The sequence below is a fragment of the Phenylobacterium sp. genome (assembly GCF_031181185.1).
Lineage (GTDB): Bacteria > Pseudomonadota > Alphaproteobacteria > Caulobacterales > Caulobacteraceae > Phenylobacterium.
Genome location: NZ_JAPSKZ010000023.1, coordinates 1 through 16202 on the forward strand (window position 1 = coordinate 1; position 16202 = coordinate 16202).

The 16202-nt window shown below is 67.2% G+C and carries 13 protein-coding genes and 1 tRNA gene; 5 read left to right on the forward strand and 9 right to left on the reverse strand.

The genetic code is table 11. The annotated features are described in order from the left end of the window. On the reverse strand, positions 1-2948 hold a 2948-nt coding region (locus RIF93_RS04510), incomplete at its 3' end, for an efflux RND transporter permease subunit (protein WP_309088866.1). A 27-nt stretch (positions 2949-2975) separates the two neighbouring features. Further along, positions 2976-4046 carry an efflux RND transporter periplasmic adaptor subunit gene (locus RIF93_RS04515; protein ID WP_309088868.1) on the reverse strand — a complete coding sequence of 357 codons (1071 nt, stop codon included), beginning with the start codon at positions 4044-4046 and terminating at the stop codon, positions 2976-2978. Between the two features lie 218 nt (positions 4047-4264). On the opposite strand from RIF93_RS04515, the gene RIF93_RS04520 reads away from it, so the two are divergent. Continuing rightward, positions 4265-4705, forward strand: coding sequence for a VOC family protein (locus tag RIF93_RS04520; RefSeq protein ID WP_309088869.1), 441 nt, complete (start codon positions 4265-4267; stop codon positions 4703-4705). 4 nt (positions 4706-4709) lie between these two features. Here the strand turns inward: RIF93_RS04520 and RIF93_RS04525 are convergent, their stop codons facing one another. After that, a complete protein-coding gene (locus RIF93_RS04525) occupies positions 4710-5051 on the reverse strand; it encodes a helix-turn-helix domain-containing protein (protein WP_309088871.1) in 342 nt (113 codons plus the stop codon). A 105-nt stretch (positions 5052-5156) separates the two neighbouring features. On the opposite strand from RIF93_RS04525, the gene RIF93_RS04530 reads away from it, so the two are divergent. Further along, a complete protein-coding gene (locus RIF93_RS04530; protein ID WP_309088873.1) occupies positions 5157-6023 on the forward strand; it encodes an NAD(P)-binding domain-containing protein in 867 nt (288 codons plus the stop codon). 42 nt (positions 6024-6065) lie between these two features. Here RIF93_RS04530 and RIF93_RS04535 read toward each other — a convergent pair. The 3 genes from RIF93_RS04535 to RIF93_RS04545 all read right to left on the reverse strand — a co-directional run bounded on the left by RIF93_RS04535 (position 6066) and on the right by RIF93_RS04545 (position 7125). After that, positions 6066-6141: transfer RNA gene (locus RIF93_RS04535), tRNA-Asn, on the reverse strand. Positions 6142-6219: 78 nt separating this feature from the next. After that, positions 6220-6489, reverse strand: coding sequence for a hypothetical protein (locus RIF93_RS04540; protein WP_309088875.1), 270 nt, complete (start codon positions 6487-6489; stop codon positions 6220-6222). 150 nt (positions 6490-6639) lie between these two features. Then, positions 6640-7125, reverse strand: coding sequence for a GreA/GreB family elongation factor (locus tag RIF93_RS04545; protein WP_309088877.1), 486 nt, complete (start codon positions 7123-7125; stop codon positions 6640-6642). A 204-nt stretch (positions 7126-7329) separates the two neighbouring features. Between RIF93_RS04545 and RIF93_RS04550 the strand changes: the two genes are divergently transcribed. Further along, complete coding sequence (locus RIF93_RS04550; protein ID WP_309088879.1) at positions 7330-8742, forward strand: Mur ligase domain-containing protein; 1413 nt, start codon at positions 7330-7332, stop codon at positions 8740-8742. 143 nt (positions 8743-8885) lie between these two features. Here the strand turns inward: RIF93_RS04550 and RIF93_RS04555 are convergent, their stop codons facing one another. Then, positions 8886-10223, reverse strand: a complete 1338-nt coding sequence (locus RIF93_RS04555) for an acyl-CoA dehydrogenase family protein (protein ID WP_309088881.1) — start codon at positions 10221-10223, stop codon at positions 8886-8888. Positions 10224-10353: 130 nt separating this feature from the next. Here RIF93_RS04555 and RIF93_RS04560 point away from each other — a divergent pair, with 130 nt between their 5' ends. Further along, positions 10354-11349, forward strand: coding sequence for a phosphotransferase family protein (locus tag RIF93_RS04560; RefSeq protein ID WP_309088883.1), 996 nt, complete (start codon positions 10354-10356; stop codon positions 11347-11349). After that, a complete protein-coding gene (locus tag RIF93_RS04565; protein ID WP_309088885.1) occupies positions 11346-11714 on the forward strand; it encodes a DUF6285 domain-containing protein in 369 nt (122 codons plus the stop codon). Before RIF93_RS04560 ends, RIF93_RS04565 begins: the two co-directional genes overlap by 4 nt. A 210-nt stretch (positions 11715-11924) precedes the next feature. Here the strand turns inward: RIF93_RS04565 and RIF93_RS04570 are convergent, their stop codons facing one another. Both RIF93_RS04570 and RIF93_RS04575 read right to left on the reverse strand, forming a co-directional pair. After that, positions 11925-15215, reverse strand: a complete 3291-nt coding sequence (locus RIF93_RS04570; protein WP_309088887.1) for a DEAD/DEAH box helicase — start codon at positions 15213-15215, stop codon at positions 11925-11927. Then, on the reverse strand, positions 15208-15927 hold the full coding sequence (locus RIF93_RS04575) for a hypothetical protein (protein WP_309088888.1): 720 nt from the start codon (positions 15925-15927) through the stop codon (positions 15208-15210). The genes RIF93_RS04570 and RIF93_RS04575 overlap by 8 nt, the downstream gene beginning before the upstream one ends. Positions 15928-16202 lie beyond the last annotated feature (275 nt).

A 16202-nucleotide genomic window follows, 5' to 3' on the forward strand; every position in this document is an offset into this window, starting at 1 on the left:
CCCACGACGGTCACCAGTGTGGTCAGCAGCACCGGGCGGAACCGCTGCGCCGCGGCGCGAACGGCGGCCTCGTCGGCCGCGTGGCCCTCGTGGCGCAGGTGATAGAAGGTGTCCACCAGCACGATGTTGTGGCCAACGACCACCCCGAACAGCGCAACGACGCCCGTGCCGACCATGATCACCGAGATGTAGTCGAACGTGCCGGCGAGGTTGACCTGCACGCCTAGCAGCACCCCCACGGTCGACAGGATCACCGCCGAGAGGGTCACCAGCACGCCGTAGAAGCTGTTGAACTGCCAGAGCAGGATCACGAACATCATGAAGATCGAGGCCGCCATGGCCGCGGCGAAGAACTGCGCCGCCTCCTGGCCTTCCTCGTCGGCGCCGGTGAACTTCCAGGTGACGGCGGGATCCAGCGGCGAGGTTTCCAGCCACTTGCGGATTTCGGTGATCTTCAGGTTGGCCGCCACGCCCTCGGCGGCATTGGCCTGGACCAGCACCAGGCGCTGGCCGTCCCGGCGCTGGATCTGGGTCACCTGCTGGGTCGGCACGCGCTTGATGAAGTAGCTGACCGGCACCGGCCCCTGAGGGGTGGTGATCTTCAGCTGGTTGAAGGCGGCGACGTTCCGGGCCTCGGGCGGGAAGCGGACGCGGATGTCCAGCTCGTCCTCAGCGTCGTCGGGACGGAAACGGCCCATCAGCACGCCGCCGGTCAGGAACTGGATCGTCTGGCCCACCGACAGCACGTCGACCCCGTAGCGGCCGGCGGCTTCGCGGTCGACCGCCAGGTTCCACTCGATCCCTGGCGAGGTGCGGTTGTCCTCCAGCTCGATCAGCTGCGGGTCGGAACCCAGCTTGGCCTTCACGATCTCGGCCGCCGCGTTCAACGCCGCGGGGTCGTGGCTCTGCAGCTGGACCTGCACGTCCTTGCCGACGGGCGGTCCGTTCTGCGGGCCGCGCACCTCGATCTGCATGCCGGGGATGTCCTGCACGCGCTTGCGGACCTCGTTCTCGATGTCACGCCCGCGTAGGCCCAAGGCCTGGCGGCCCTCGAAATCCACAAAGTCGATGCGGATGCGGCCGACGGTGTCGTTGGGCGCCGAGTTGGGACCGCCGTTCGAGCTGAAGCCCCCCGAGCGGACGTAGAAGGACTCCACGCCCTTCAGGCCGTCGAGCCGACGCTCCACCTGGGCGACCAGGGCGTTCTGCGCCTCGGGCGAGAGGTTGCCGCGCGCCTTGACGTACACCTGGGTGAACTCAGGATCCTCCTCGAGGAAGAACTCCGTCCGGTGGGGCGTGCTGCCGAACCAGACCGCGATCAGCACGACGACCACGAGGCCGACGCCCATGGTGCGGCTGGGGTGGCGGCCCAGCACGGTCAGCGAGCGAGCGTACCAGCCCATGAAGCCCTTCATCTCGCGCGGGTCGCCGTGCTCGGACTTCATGATCTCCGCCAGGTGTTCGGCGTCCACCGCGGCCTTGCGGCCGAAGATCGAACCCAAGGCGGGGGTGAAGATCAGGGCGACGAAGATCGAGGCGCCCAGCACGAAGAACAGGGTCAACGGCAGGAAGCTCATGAACTTCCCGGCGATCGAGTTCCAGAACATGAACGGCACGAAGGCGCACAGCGTCGTCAGCGTGCCGTTGACCACCGGCCAGAACATCCGCTTGCCGGCCGCGGCGAAGGCGTCCGCCTTGGAGAAGCCCTCGGCCATCTTCCGGTCGGCGTACTCGACCACCACGATGCCGCCGTCGACCAGGATGCCGACCGCCAGCACCATGCCGAACATCACCATCTGGTTCAGGGTGATGCCCATGCCGTTCAGCATCAGGAACGCCAGCATGAAGCAGATCGGGATCGAGGCGCCGACCATCAGCCCCTGGCGGACGCCCAGGCTCGCCACGATGATCAGCATGACCAGCAGACTGGCCGAGAGCAGGCCGCTTTCCAGCACCACCAGCGTCCGGCCGATGAACTCGCTCTCGTCGTAGATGTAGTTGACCTGAACGGTGGACGGCCAACGCTTGGAGTCCGCCTCGACCGCCTTCTTGATGGTCTCGACCGTCTCCAGGATGTTCGCGCCGCCGCGCTTGGAGACCTCGAGGATAAAGGCCTGCTGGCCGTTGTAGCGGCTGATCGAGCTCGCGTCCTTGAAGGTCCGGCGCACGTCGCCGATGTCGCCCACCGTGACCAGCCGGTCGCCGTTCTTCTTGATCGGCAGGGCCAGGATGTCGGTGCGGTCCTCGACCACCCCCGGCACCTTCACCGCGAACTGGCCCGCGCCCGAGCGCAGGGAGCCGGCCGGCACCAGCTGGTTGTTGCGGCCGATCACCTGGGCGAGTTCGCCCGTGGTGACGTTGTAGGCCTCCATCCGCAGCGGATCGATGACCACCTCGAGGACTTCCTCGCGGGCGCCGCTCATGAAGACCTCGAGCACGCCCTCGGTGCCTTCCAGCCGCTCCTTCAGGCCGCGCGCCACCCGGTGCAGTTCGCGTTCGGGCGCCGCGCCCGAGATGACGATGCCGATGACCGGCTCGCCCGAGAAGTTCGCCTCCTCGATGATCGGCTCCTCGGCGTCGGGCGGGAATTCGCCCCGGGCGAGGTCGACCTTGGCGCGGACGTCCTCCAGCGCCTTGTCCTTGTCGAAGTCCGCCTCGAACTCGAGGGTCACCACGGCCACGCTCTCGCGCGCCACCGCGTTCATCGACTTGATGCCCTGGATGGTCTGCAGCTCGACCTCCAGCGGCTTCACCAGAAGCCGCTCGGCGTCTTCCGGCGACACGCCGGGGTAGGGCACCACCACCGAGATGTACGGCAGGTCGATGTCGGGCTCGCTCTCGCGCGGCATGCCCAGGTAGGCGAAGAAGCCGAAGAGGGCGGCGATGAGCGTCACGCCCAGCACCACCTTCCGCCGCTTGATGGCTCCGTCGATCAGGGCGCCGATCATGTGTTCTCTCCGGAGGTCGGCCGGCCGCTAGCGGGCGGCGGCGACCCGAACCTTCTGGCCGTCGGCGACGAAGGATTGGCCGACGGTGATGACGCGGACGGGGCCGGACAGGCCGCTCACCCACATGCCCTCGGACGTCTGCTCCAGCACCGTGACGGGCGCGAACGCGACGCGGTTGTCGGGCAGCACGTAACGCACGCCCTGGCGGCCCGCGGCGTCCAGCACCAGCGCCGACACGGGCAGCAGGTGGGCCGCGCCCGCGCCCGCGCCGATGCGCAGCTCGGCCGAGAGGCCCGAGCGGACGTCCATGCGCGGGTTCTGGACGGCGACTTCCAGGTGATACGTCCGCGTCTGCGGGTCGGCGTCGTGGGCCACGTAGCGCACGCGGCCGTTCAGCGTCTGGCCGCTCACCAGCTTGGCGTTGGCCGGCGCGCCCACGCGCAGCCGCGCCGCGTCCGTCTCGGGCACGTCGCCCACGACCAGCAGCGGATTCAGCTCGATCATCGTGCCGCAGGCCTGGCCGGGCGCCAGATAGGTCCCGATCTCGGCGTCGCGCTTGTCGAACACGCCGTCGAACGGCGCGCGGATGTTAACCTGGGAGAGCGCGATCTCGGCCTGGCGCACCTGGGCCTGGGCGGCGTCCAGCGCGGCCTGGGATTCCAGCACCTGGGTCTGCGAGCGATAGCCCTTCTCGGCCAGCTGGGCGGCGGCCTGCCGCTGCAGCTGGCGCGAGCGCAGGTTGGCGCGGGCCTGGTCAAGCGCCGCCTGCCGGGCGTCCACCGCCAGACGGCACAGCACCTGGCCCCGGCGCACGAACGCCCCTTCGGCGGCCGGCGTCGCGGCCACGACTCCCGCCGTCTCCGAGCGCACGACGACGGCTCGCGCGGCCTCGGTTCGGCCGCGCAGCACCACGTCCACCTGGCGGACGGTTTCGGGAACCAGCGCCGCCTGCACGCTAGGAAGCGTGTTCGAAGTCGGTTTCGCCTGAGCCTCGTTCGGCGCCTTCTTCCCGCCGAAGAGCGAGCCCACAATGAAATACAGCCCGATCAGCCCGACCACGATCAGGATGAACAAATACTGTGGCTTAAGGCGTCCCACGATCGTCTCCCGGCCCCCGAACGGCCACTAATCCCTGGATTGGCGGCCGCTTCCCGACCCGCCGCTTGTGATGCCGCCGTTATGCGAGCGCAAATGAATTTGCGGTCACGCGAGCGGCGTAGAACTATTCGTCGCAGGACGAGCCTGGATTGTGCCTCCGCGGACACACTCGCAGGACGCGACTCCGCACTGATTTACAGAGTATAGGAAAATTCGCCGTGCGCTATCTCCACACCATGGTCCGCGTCACCGACCTGGAGGCCTCCCTCGATTTCTATGTGAACAAGCTTGGCCTTAAGGAGCTGTACCGCAGCGAGCACGAGGCCGGCCGCTTCACGCTGGTCTTCCTGTGCGCCCCCGGCGACGAGGAGCAGGCGGCGCAGAACAAGGCCCCCCTCGTCGAGCTCACCTACAACTGGGATCCCGAGGCCTACGAGGGCGGCCGCAACTTCGGTCACCTGGCCTACCAGGTGGACGACATCTACGCCGTCTGTCAGCGCCTGAAGGACGGCGGCGTGGTGATCAACCGTCCGCCGCGGGACGGTCGCATGGCCTTCGTCCGCTCGCCCGACAACATCTCCATCGAGCTGCTGCAGGCCGGCGGCGCCAAGGAGCCGGCCGAACCCTGGGCCTCGATGCCGAACGTCGGGACCTGGTAGCGGCTTAGGCGGCGTCCCCGGGATAGCGGCCGGTCGCCTTCGCATAGGCCTCGCCCCAGTCGGCGACCGGCGCGAGCGCCTTGTTCAGCCGGCCGCCCCACTCGGTCAGCTCATATTCCACGCGCGGCGGCGCCTGCGGGAACATGCGCCGCACGACGAGGCCGTCGCGCTCCAGCTCCCGAAGCTGCTGGATCAGCATCTTCTCGGTCACGCCGCCGACCCGCCGCTTCAGCTCGCCATATCGCAGCGCGCCGTCACGCAGCTCCCAGAGCAGGGCGGCCTTCCACTTGCCGCCGATAACGGCGAAGGCTGGGCCGATGCCGCAGGCGTAGGCCGGGTTCTCCATGGCTTACCTTTCGGTCAGTACCGCACCGTTTCGTCAGTTCTTGCGATACGGAACGTACCTTTCCCACCTGGAACTCTCCAACAGCTTCGCAATGGAGATCCAGAGATGTCGGACGTCACGATCCTCGGCCTCGGCCAGATGGGCCTCACGCTCGCCGACCTGCTGCTCAAGGCCGGCCGCACCGTGACCGTTTGGAACCGCACGCCCGGGAAGTCGGACGCGCTGTCCGCGCGAGGCGGCCGCGTCGCCACAAGCCCGGCCGAGGCGGCGGCCGCCAGCCCCATCGTCCTGCTGATCGTCTATGACGACGCGGCCGCCGAGGCGGTGCTGACCGCCCAGGACGTCCACACGGCCCTTGCCGACCGCCTGGTCGTGAACCTCGGCACCACCGGCCCTGACGCCGCACGGCGATTCGGCGAACTCGTGACCCGCGCCGGCGGCCGTTACCTCGACGGGGCGATCCAGGCCGCGCCAAGCCAGATGGGCCAGCCCGACACGCCGATCTTCGTCGCCGGCCCGCTGACAGCCTACGCCCAGGCCGAGCCGGTTCTGAAGGTGCTCGGCGGCAACCTCGTCCACCTGGGCGAGCGGATCGACGCGGCGGCGTTCACCGACCTGGCGACGCTGTCGTACGTCTATGGCGCCTATGCGGGCTTCCTGCACGGCGCGCGGATCGCCGAGAGCGTGGGCGTGGACGTGGCCGCCTACGGCAAGCTGGTGCGGGACATCTCGCCCAGCTTCGGGGCCTTCTTCGCGCACCAGGGCGGGGTCATCCAGTCGGGCGACTTCACCGTCAGCGAGAGTCCGCTGCGGATCTCGATCTCTGCGATCGATCGTATCCTGAAGACGTCCCGTGATCTCGCCCTCAACGACCAGGTCCCGGCGATTCTCGACGGATGGCTGAAGGCGGCTGAAGGCGAAGGCCTGGCCGACGCCGAGCTCGCCGCGCTCATCAAGGTGCTCCGGCGCTAGGCGGCGGAGGCGAGGGCGGGCGGCTTTTGTGGAGGGTCTCGATGGCTCCCCGGGCAGGACTCGAACCTGCGACAAGTCGGTTAACAGCCGACTGCTCTACCAACTGAGCTACCGGGGATCAGGCCGTCGAGGGCCGGGCATATACGCGGCGTCGTGGGGCCGCGCAAGCGGCACGGCGGCAGAATGGAAAAGAAGCTTAGCCCTCGTATTCGGCGTCGTGGATCGGGGCGTCCGGGCGCTGTCGGTCTAGCGACTCGCGATAGGCGAGGCAGCCCCTCAGGAACCGGGGCCAGGGCGGCACGGCGATCTGCGGATCAGCGCGCTCAGGGAGGAGGCCCCAGAGCTGCGGATGGCGCCAGCACAGCTCGTGGCCGGTCGAATCGCGGTGTTGGCGGATGCCGGCGCGCAGGCGCTTCACCTCGGCCAGCAGCTCTTCGCGACTCATCGTCTCGAGGTCGTCGTCCATGCGGAGGAAACGCTCGGAGGCGAAAAAAAGCCCGGCGCGAACGCCGGGCTGAGAAAAGTCGGTGATGGTGGGTGTCTTCAAGGAAGACGTGGTGGAAGGTCTGCCGCTTTGGTTAAGCGGGCGTAAACGGACCGGCCGCTTTTTCCCGCATCAGTTGAGGCGGCGGATCGGCTCGACGGCGACGATCTCGATCTCGATCGCCGGCGTGCGGGTCTCGAGCTCGACGGTCTCGCCGGGCATCGCCCCGATCATCGCCTGGGCCAGCGGCGCGACCCAGCTCAGCTTGCCGGCCGTCGGGTCGGCCTCGTCCTCGCCCACCAGCTCGACCGATTCGAGCTTGCCGCCGTCGCGCCGGAAGGTGACCCGCGTGCCGAAGGCGACTTCGTCGGGCGCTTCGGGCGACTCGACCACCTGGGCGTTGGCGTGTCGCGCGGACCAGTAGCGCTGGTCGCGGCGCAGCCAGGCGAGCTCGGCCTCGTCGTCGCAGCCGGCGATCTTGCTGTCCAGTTCGGCGAGCGTCCGCTCGATCATCTTCATCCCGCGCGAAGTCACGAAGTTGGGATGGTGGCTGACGAGCCGCTCCGGCGGGCTTTGGGGCGGCAGGTCGTCAGGTTCACGCACGAAGGCGCTGCTCATGACGTTCAACTCTCCTCGACGGCCACGCAAACCGCGGCCGTTCACTGGGGGTCAACGCACGGCTGGGCCGTTCGGCGCCGGGACTGCCTTTTGACGATATTGCGAGCAGCGCCGCATCGTCGCGGCCGCGTCGGAGCGGGCTGGACGAACGCCGCGGATGAGCTAACCAGCAGGTTCCAGAATCTCCCGACCCGGAACACGCCCATGCGCATCCATTTCACCGGCATCGCCGGCGCCGGCATGAGCGCTGCGGCCCTGATGATGCGCGAGGCGGGCCACGAGGTCTCGGGCTCGGACGAGGACGTCTTCCCGCCGATGTCGACCTATGTGGAAGGGTTGGGCTTCCCGTTCTTCCGCACCTTCGACGCCGCGAACTTGCCGGCCAACCTCGACGTGCTGGTCCTGGGCGCCTCGGCCAAGCTGGGCGGCGAAGCCAACGTCGAGGTGCAGGAGGCCCGCCGTCGCGGGGTGCGCGTCACGACCTTCCCGCAGATGGTGGGCGAGGCGACGGAAGGCCGCCTCAACACCGTCGTCGCCGGCTCGTTCGGCAAATCCACCTGCACGGCGCTGATGGCCCATGTGCTGCGCGAGGCGGGCCGTGACGCGGGCTGGATGATCGGGGCGATCTCGCCCTCGCTGCCCGACACCGGCCACTGGGGCTCGGCGCCCGAGGTGATCCTCGAGGGCGACGAGTACATCGTGGGTCCCGACGATCGCCGGTCGAAGTTCGTCCTGTACCACCCCCGCGACGTGCTGCTCACCTCGCTGGTCCACGACCACGTCAACGTCTTCCCGACCTTCGCCGAGTACGAGGCGCCCTTCCGCGAGCTGCTGCGGCTGCTGCCCGACGACGGCCTGCTCGTCTGCCGCGACCATCCGGCGATCCGCGCCATTGCGGCCGAAAGCGCCGCGCGCATCGTCTGGTACGACGTCGATCCCTGCGAAGGCTGGTGCGCCGAAGAGGTCGTCTTCGGCGACGTCACCCGCTTCGTGCTCACGGGCCCCGGCGGGCGCCGCATCCGGCTGGCCACCACGCTGCTCGGCGAGCACAACATCGAGAACATCGTGGGCGTCAGCGCCTATCTCCTGGAGCGCGGCCTCGTCAGCGAGACGGCGCTCGCCCAGGCCATCGAAAGTTTCCAGGGCATCCGGCGGCGGCTTGATCGGCTCACGAAGCTGAGCCGCGTGCCCGTGGTCGAAGGCTTCGGCTCGTCGTACGAGAAGGCCCGCTCGGCCATCGAGGCGATGCAGCTGCACTATCCGACTCGGCCGCTGACGGTCGTGTTCGAGCCGCACACCTTCTCGTGGCGCAACCGCGACGCGCTGCCTTGGTACGACACGGTGTTCGAGGGCGTGGACCGCGTCCTGCTCGTGCCGCCGCCCAGCCACGGCGCGGCCAGTCACCAGCAGTCGACGTTCGATGAGATCCTCGCGCGCATCGCCGCCGCCGGCGTGCCGGTGGACGGGGTCCGCACCGCCGAAGAAGCAACCGCGGCCCTCAGCGCGCTGGCCGGCGACGAAGTTGTCCTCCTCCTGTCCTCCGGTCCCCTCCTGGGTCTTCCCGACAGCCTTCCGCCCACCTTCGACGCCCTCTACGCCGAAGCCGCCGCGGCCTGACCCTTCGCCCCTAGTGCGACGGCGAAGCCGTCAGAAAACCACCAAGACACCAAGAAGGGCTCCGACAGCGCCGTCCCTTGGTGTCCTTGGTGTCTTGGTGGTGAAATGACTTGGCCGCCGCTCGCGCGGCATCTCAGGAAGTCCTACCGCGGCGCCGGGATCGGCTGGACATACTCCACGCCGGCCGCCTCCCGCGCCTTGAACATCTGCCGCCGCGGTCCGAGGTAGCCGAACAGGTAGGCCGCGACCTTGCGCATCTGGATCTCTTCCGAGCCTTCGGTGATCCGGTAACGGCGGTGGTGGCGGTAGATGTGCTCGAAGGGCTTGTGCCGCGAATAGCCGATGCCGCCGTGCACCTGCATCGCCCGGTCGGCGGCCTCGCAGACCAGGCGGTTCGCCCAGTAGTTGCACATCGAGACCTTGTCCGAGATCGTCTTCTCGACCTGCTTGTGGTCCATCCGGTCCATCTCCCAGGCGGTCTTGCGGATCAGCAGCCGCAGCATCTCGCACTGGGTCTGCAGCTCAACGAGCGGCCACTGGATCGCCTGGTTCTCGGCCAGCGGCTTGCCGAACGGCTTGCGGTCGCGGGCGTATTTCACGCTCTCCTCGATGCAGAACTGGGCCGCGCCCAGCGACGAGGCCGCCTGGCGGATGCGGTTCTGGTGGACGAACGACTGACCCAGGCCCAGGCCCTTGTCGATCTCGCCCCAGTAGCTGTCCTCAGGCACCCAGCAGTTGGTGATCGAGATGCGCGGGTGGTCCGTCGGCATGTTGAAGGTCCACAGGTACTCCTCGATCACGAACCCGGGCGTCTCCTTCGGCACGATGAAGCAGGTGATGCCGGTGGCGTCGCCGTCCTTCCCCGAGGTGCGGGCGAAGACCATGCAGTGGCTGGCCACGTGCATGCCGGTCGTCCACATCTTGGCGCCGTCGATGCGCCAGCCGGGCTTGCCGTCCCGGGTTTCACGGATGGCGCGGGTCTCCATGAAGGTGGCGTCCGAGCCGTGGTTCGGCTCGGTCAGGCCGAAGCCCGTGCGCATCTCGCCGTTCAGCAGCTTGTCGGCATAGCGTTCGTACTGCCAGTTCGTGGCGAACTCCTTGAACATCAGCACGAAGGGGTTGTTGCCGACGATCGAGTGCTCGGTCTGCAGATCGTTGAACAGGCCAAGTCCCTTCGCCGCGAGGTGCTCGCGGATCACCGCCATGGCCAGCTGGCTGCCGCCCTTGCCCCCCATTTCCTTCGGCCAGGCGTACCGATAGTGGCCGGCCGCATCGGCCCGGCGCCGGGCCTCGGCCAGCAGCTCCTCCCACTCCTTGCGCGGGAGGCCGCCGTTCTCGAAGTCGGTGCGGGCGTATTCGCGCCGATGGTCGAAGAAGCGTTCGTTGTCGTCCTGCGCCTGGAGCGGCTTGATCTCGCGTTCGATGAAGTCGTCGAGCTCCTTCAGATAGTCGACGATGTCCTGGGGCAGGTCGAAGTCCATGGCCGTCTCCTCACGCCGTCTTCTTGGCCAGATTCCTGGACGGGGTTGACGTTGCGGAGGCATTTACAAGCCGGCCGCGGCCCCGCCAGATCGGTCTCGAGACTAGATCATCGGGAAGTTCCGTCAGGTCATGGAAGTGGATGTCCGCTCAGCCCTGGACCGGTTGGCCGACCGCCTGGCGGGGAAGGGCGCGCGCGTCCTCCAGGCCGGGCGGCTCTCGGGCGGGGCCAGCATGGAGACCTGGGCCTTCGAGGTCGAAGGGCCCCGCGGCCGCGACCGGATGATCCTGCGCCGCCGGACGGTGGCCTACGACCCTGACAACGCCCGCTCGATTCCGCTCTCTACGGAGGCGGCCCTGATCAAGGCCGCCCGCGCCAACGGGGCGCAGGCGCCGCCGGTGCTGCACGTCTGCGACCACGAGGATGGCCTGGGCGAGGCCTACGTCATGGGCGCCGTGCCGGGCGAGACGCTCGGTCGCAAGATCGTCTCCGACCCCGCGTTCGATGCGATCCGCCCAAAGCTGGCGCGCCAGTGCGGCGAGGTCCTGGCCAAGATCCACGCAACGCCCCCGCCGCCCGAGCTGAACCTGAAGACCGTCGACGCGGCTCTCGAACTCGATCGCTACGAAGAGGTCTATCGCGCCACGGGCGCCCAGCGGCCGATCCTGGAGCTGGCGTTCCAGTACCTGCGCCAGCGCACGCCCCCGCCGGTCCAGCCGGTGCTGCTGCACGGCGACTTCCGGAACGGCAACATCATGTTCGATCCCGAAACCGGCGTCGCGGCGGTGCTGGACTGGGAGCTCGCCCACATCGGCGACCCGGCCGAGGACATGGGCTGGATCTGCACCAACTCCTGGCGCTTCGGCCGGCCCGAAAAGCCGGTCGGCGGCTTCGGCGACTATGCGGACCTGTTGGCGGGCTACGAGGCCGCGGGCGGGCGGCCGATCCCGCTCGAGCGGGTTCGCTTCTGGCAGGTGCTGGGATCGCTCCGTTGGGGCGTCATGTGCCTGACCATGTACGTGAGCTGGCAGACCGGCCTCGAGAAGTCCGTCGAGCGCCCGATGATCGGCCGCCGCGTCTCCGAGACCGAAGCCGACCTCGTCGTCCTCCTGGAGCAGGGCCTGTGATCACCCACCCGAGAACCGAGGAACTGGTCCAGGCCGTCGCCCTCTGGATCGACCAGATCCGCCCCAGCCTCGACCCCCGCAGCGCCTTCCTGGCCCGCGTCGCCGTCAACGTCCTGTCGGTGGTGGAGCGCGAACTCACCCAAGGCCCCGCCGCCGAGGCCCGCGCCGTCCAGGCCATGACCGGCCTCCTGGGTCACGCCAAGGGGGAGGGGGGCGACTTCGAGACCCTCAACGCCGAACTCTGCGCCCGCATCCACGCCGGCGACCTCACCGTGGACACCCCCGGCCTCCTGGAAGCCCTCGGCGCCATGGCCCGCGACCAACTCGCCATCGACCAGCCCAAGTACCGGCCGGAGGTGGGGTAGGGAGCGGAAGGTGCGCCACGCCTCTAGGGGCGCTGTCGCGGGGCGAGGGAAGCGGTCGCTCCTGACCTCAGGGGTTAAAGACTCCAGGGAAAGGGCGTCGACCGATGGCGGCTTGTGACTCTTAGCTGACCTTCGGAAGGTCGGCTGTCAGGCGATTGCGCGAGCTTTCCCGACCCCGGTCCGGGAATGACTCTTCGACGTGAGCTCGGCCTATAGGTCGTCAAACGTTGAAATGAGCTGCGCGTGGCGGACTCGCTCTCGCGTCCGCTCAAAGGTCTCGTCCTCTGTTCCAGCCGGGACCAAGTGCCTGACCTTCTCGTACAAGGCGCGAGCCGCTACCCGAGAGACCTCCCGCCCACAATTGATCCTCATCGCCAGGGTCTCGGGACTGTCACACCCTTCCCGCACGATCCCGCCGAGGGCGGCGAGCACGGCCGGTACCGGTGTTTCGTCGCTCGCCGCTTTGCGGCGCGCCGCCAACAGCAACCCCGGCAGCCCGGCCAAGAACGCCAGGTCGGGGACGACCCGGGACACGAAGTGCCGGGCTTTGCGACATTCGCGCAGACCGGTCGTTTTGCCGAGATAAGCTTCCTCCAACCTGAACAGCGGGTTGCCGGCCATCCAGACGGGAAGCAGTCGCTTTATCATGGGCAAGGCAAACGCACCTCGCGACGTGTCGTCTTTGAGGTTCTTATAGGCCTCGCCGAATAGGCCTTCGACATTCTGGGGCCGGATGAATTCGAACATCAGCCAAGGCTTCGCGCCGATCCAATCGAGCAGCACCTGAACGGCGTGCGGGGCCCCGCCCTTGAAGGCACCTGCGTCGAGCATCCCGGAAAGTTCCTGCAACAGGTTGACCCGCAACCCTGTTGAGCTTGCGACCTGCTCAATCCAACGGTCCTGTTCGACCAAGGCTGCGGCCGGGCGGTGAGCGATAGCCGCCGCGATACGCGCCTCCACCCACTGGGTCTTGCCGGCCTGAATCGCCCGATACGCTGCGAAGCTGCGCCGCAACATCGACTCCGCCGGATCCTCGCCTACACCTGCCACTGCCAAGGGCAGCTTGCCGAGCAGGTAGCCGGGCGTTCCGCTCAGCGTTATCCCGGCATGGATCTGGTCCAGCACGTCCTCGAGCGGATCATCGATGCTCAGGCACTGATCCGCCTGTTCGAAGATCGCCTGAAGGTCCAACCAATGTCCGCTGATGCGGCTGTTCTTGTCGTCGAAGTCGATCACCTTGCTAGGGACGAGGAGCACGAAGCCCTGCGCGCCGTCGCCCGCCCGGCCTGCGCGACCCGCTGCGTTCAGGAGTTCATGGGCCTCCAGCTTCTTCATCTTGTCCGCACCGGGATCGAAGCGGCTGTCTCCCGAGATGATCACTAGTTCGCTCGGCAGGTTCATCCCTTGCGCCAAAGTCGAAGTGGCGAAGAGGACGCTCACGCCGTCTGGCCGGCGGAAGAGGCTTTCGTGAAGCTCACGCTCCTCCCGCAGCAGGAGTGCATGATGGCTGGCGGCACCGCTCCGGAGCACGCCGTCGCTGTCCAGTTTCAGGAAGCAGTATTTCTCGCCCCCGAGTTCTTCGACGGCTAGGGCGTGCCACTTCTTCTCGTCCTCCGTGAGGACGACCTCGGAGGGCGGAATGCGCGACTTGAAGTGCTTGACGCAGCTTTCGCTGAAGACCGTGCTCTGGACGAACACAAGCGTCTTCATGCCCGATGCCACGGCCGCAGCGGCAAGGCTGCTGCTGGTTTCGTTCCCGTTCGGCGTCAGGTACCAGGTTCCAAAGCGGCTGGTTCCCGTCGCGAGTTGTTGCGGTTCGGGAAGCAGCTGGAGCAGTGCATAGTCTTGGCGGTCGATCGTGCTCCACGTCTGCAGCAAGCTGAACAACCCATAGGGTGTCGCTAGTAGCTGCCGCTCGAGCTCACCCGACGGGCTCTTCTGCTTCGGCGGGGCTGCGGCGCGCGCCGCTTCCAGTTTCGCCCGAAGGCCATTGATCTGATCGGCCGGGTAGACAACGCAGCCGCGGGCCTGACGTGTTGGTTTCCAGGCGAGGTCGAGAGCCAGGCAGTCGCGCCCAGTCAGATGCCGGACCCAGCCTGCAATCTCGCCGGTGTTCTTCATCATCGCGGACAGGAGAAGCAGGTCCGCGCTCGGAGCAACCCTAACGAGGTTCAGCAGGGTCAACATCGCGTCGAGGCCGCGCCGGCTGCGGTCTTCCTCGCGTGGATGCAGGAGGTGACATTCGTCAAACACGATGAGGCCGATGGACGCGAACGCCTCTGGCTGCACCGACAACAGCATCAGACAACGCTCCGGTGTCATGACCGTGACCTCGGCCAGAACCACGTCGTCGGGCGCGCCGACGTCCTCATCCACATCCGCCAAGACGCTGAAGTCGCGGAACGTCTTCTGCAGAGCGCGTTGAGTTTGCCCCACGAGCGCGTGAGTCGGGGCGAGGAAGATCACCTGCTCGTCGCGCAGCAGCGCTGTGGCGATCTTCAATTCGGCGAGCGTGGACTTGCCCCCACCGGTGGGAAAGCTGATTGCCGACGACTTCCCCTGCTCAAGATAGCCGCTCTCAACTGCCTGGCGGTGATTGCGCCAGAGGAATGGGCGCTGATGCGACATGCGGCGCAGGATGGGCCACCATTGCGCCTCAGCGACCCCGCCGGGCGTGTCGATCCGCGTCAAGGCAGTGGAGACGAGATCGCGCTCCAGACCTTGGAGAAGGCTTGCGAGATGCAGCGGACCAGGGAAGAGGCTGAAAACAGGTGAGCCGCCTTCGCCGAGTCCCTCAATCGGCTCTACGCAGAGCGCCTTCACCTGCTCGAAAAGATGGGGCCGGGCTTCCGCTACCGACATTTCCTCGGGGTGGTCATTTCGCCGCCGCAGTCGCTGAGCGAGGCCGATGACGCCCCGTAGGAGCATCGATCGCAGTGCATCAAGGGCTTGGACCAGCGGATCCGCGCCTGGGGTTTCCAGGCTCGGAACATTCTGACGCGCCACAGCGATGAGCCGGCCCTGCGCCAGATTTTTGATCGCGAGAACGAGTGCCCGTTCGGTCTCGCCGGCTTCCGGACTAGGTACAATCCGCTTCGCGGCCTCCGCGGCATCAGCGTGAGCTTCTGCGATTAGGAACAGGAGGGTTGCGCAAATGTCTGAGCTGACGGCCGCGGCATCGACACGGCTTACATCGCCCAGCTGGCGCAAAGCGAGCGACACAGTCTGGTGAGCCGCCGCAGCAACGAAGGCTGCGGCCGCCCGGTTTTCGCGCTCCGGCAGAAGGGCCGCGTACGCCTCTTGTGCAGCGGCTGTACGGCGCAAATCGGCCACCGTCGCGGCTAGTGCGGCTAGGTCGGGAGCGGGACCACCTCGCAGGCGGATCCGCGCCGAGACGATATCCGCGAAAGCCTCGGTTAGGCGCTTCGGCAACTGTTCGAGCTCGAGCCCGACGAAAGCCGGAGCGCTCCGGATAAGCGCACTGGTTACGGGATCAAACACCGGCGGCGCTCTGGATTTTGGCGATGACCTTAGAAGCGAATGCCGACATCCAATCGCGCATCGCCGGAACATAGAAGGTCTCGGCCCGCCGGCGTTCCACGTCACCGGGGGCAAACGTGTCAAAACCGTCGAAAAGACCTCGGCGGCTGGTTTCCCCATTGTGCGTGTCGCCAATGGTGATGCTGACTCGGTAGCGCCGAGCTTGATCCCAAAGTGTGCGTGCGATCGCCGTGTCGATGTCAAATAGCGGATCGGCGACAGCCCGGACATCGAGCATCGCACTGACCTCGTGGGTCAGTTCATGAAGCCGTTCCCCATTCTCGAGCTTGACGATGCCCGTCCACACGTCGTCACGGATCGTGTCGCGCGGATTGTCAGTCGCCTTATCCTCGAACACAATCACCGCGGTCACAGTAGCCCCGTCGTCGCTCAGCTGAAGCTGCATACCGTCGAACCCTTTGTCCGACTTTCGGATGTGGGGTGCCCGGGTCAGTGAAGCGGCCGGTCCTTTATGCGCGGCGACCCAGGAGATGGCCTGGAAGAGCCAGCCGTCACGGTCCCAGGGATCCTTGCCGGGTGCGACAGTGAGGTGAGCGATCGCTGCCTGCGCCTGCTCTGTCGTCGTCTGAGGGCCCGGTACATTGGCACCGGCCAGGATGCGCGCGACGTGCCGATATTGACCGAGGGTGATGCGAGCGACCTGTTCGGCCAAGCCGTCCTCGTCCGACACAGTCCAAGACCAACCATGGCACAGGCCGCTGTGATCGATCGGAGTGAGAGTTAGAGGCATAGCTTGAAAGTTCGCCCGACCACGTCGCGGGCCGCAAGGTAGCGCTTTGCCGCGTGTCTCGCCAAACTGCAACCTTTCCGGGCAGAATGCCGACAGTGCTTTTCTGCCTGTTCGGCAGCCGAACATCCGTAAGTGGCGCAACTTTATAGAAGCTCGGACGCCCCAAGATGCGCGCGGGCAGGGCGCACCATTGAGGG

What these genes read in the sequence shown, in the direction of transcription:
- RIF93_RS04525 (WP_309088871.1), bottom strand. Translation starts at nt 5,051, where the DNA reads ATGGAGAACCCGGCCTACGCCTGCGGCATCGGCCCAGCCTTCGCCGTT.
- RIF93_RS04530 (WP_309088873.1), top strand. Translation starts at nt 5,157, where the DNA reads ATGTCGGACGTCACGATCCTCGGCCTCGGCCAGATGGGCCTCACGCTC.
- RIF93_RS04540 (WP_309088875.1), bottom strand. Translation starts at nt 6,489, where the DNA reads ATGGACGACGACCTCGAGACGATGAGTCGCGAAGAGCTGCTGGCCGAG.
- RIF93_RS04545 (WP_309088877.1), bottom strand. Translation starts at nt 7,125, where the DNA reads ATGAGCAGCGCCTTCGTGCGTGAACCTGACGACCTGCCGCCCCAAAGC.
- RIF93_RS04550 (WP_309088879.1), top strand. Translation starts at nt 7,330, where the DNA reads ATGCGCATCCATTTCACCGGCATCGCCGGCGCCGGCATGAGCGCTGCG.
- RIF93_RS04555 (WP_309088881.1), bottom strand. Translation starts at nt 10,223, where the DNA reads ATGGACTTCGACCTGCCCCAGGACATCGTCGACTATCTGAAGGAGCTC.
- RIF93_RS04560 (WP_309088883.1), top strand. Translation starts at nt 10,354, where the DNA reads ATGGAAGTGGATGTCCGCTCAGCCCTGGACCGGTTGGCCGACCGCCTG.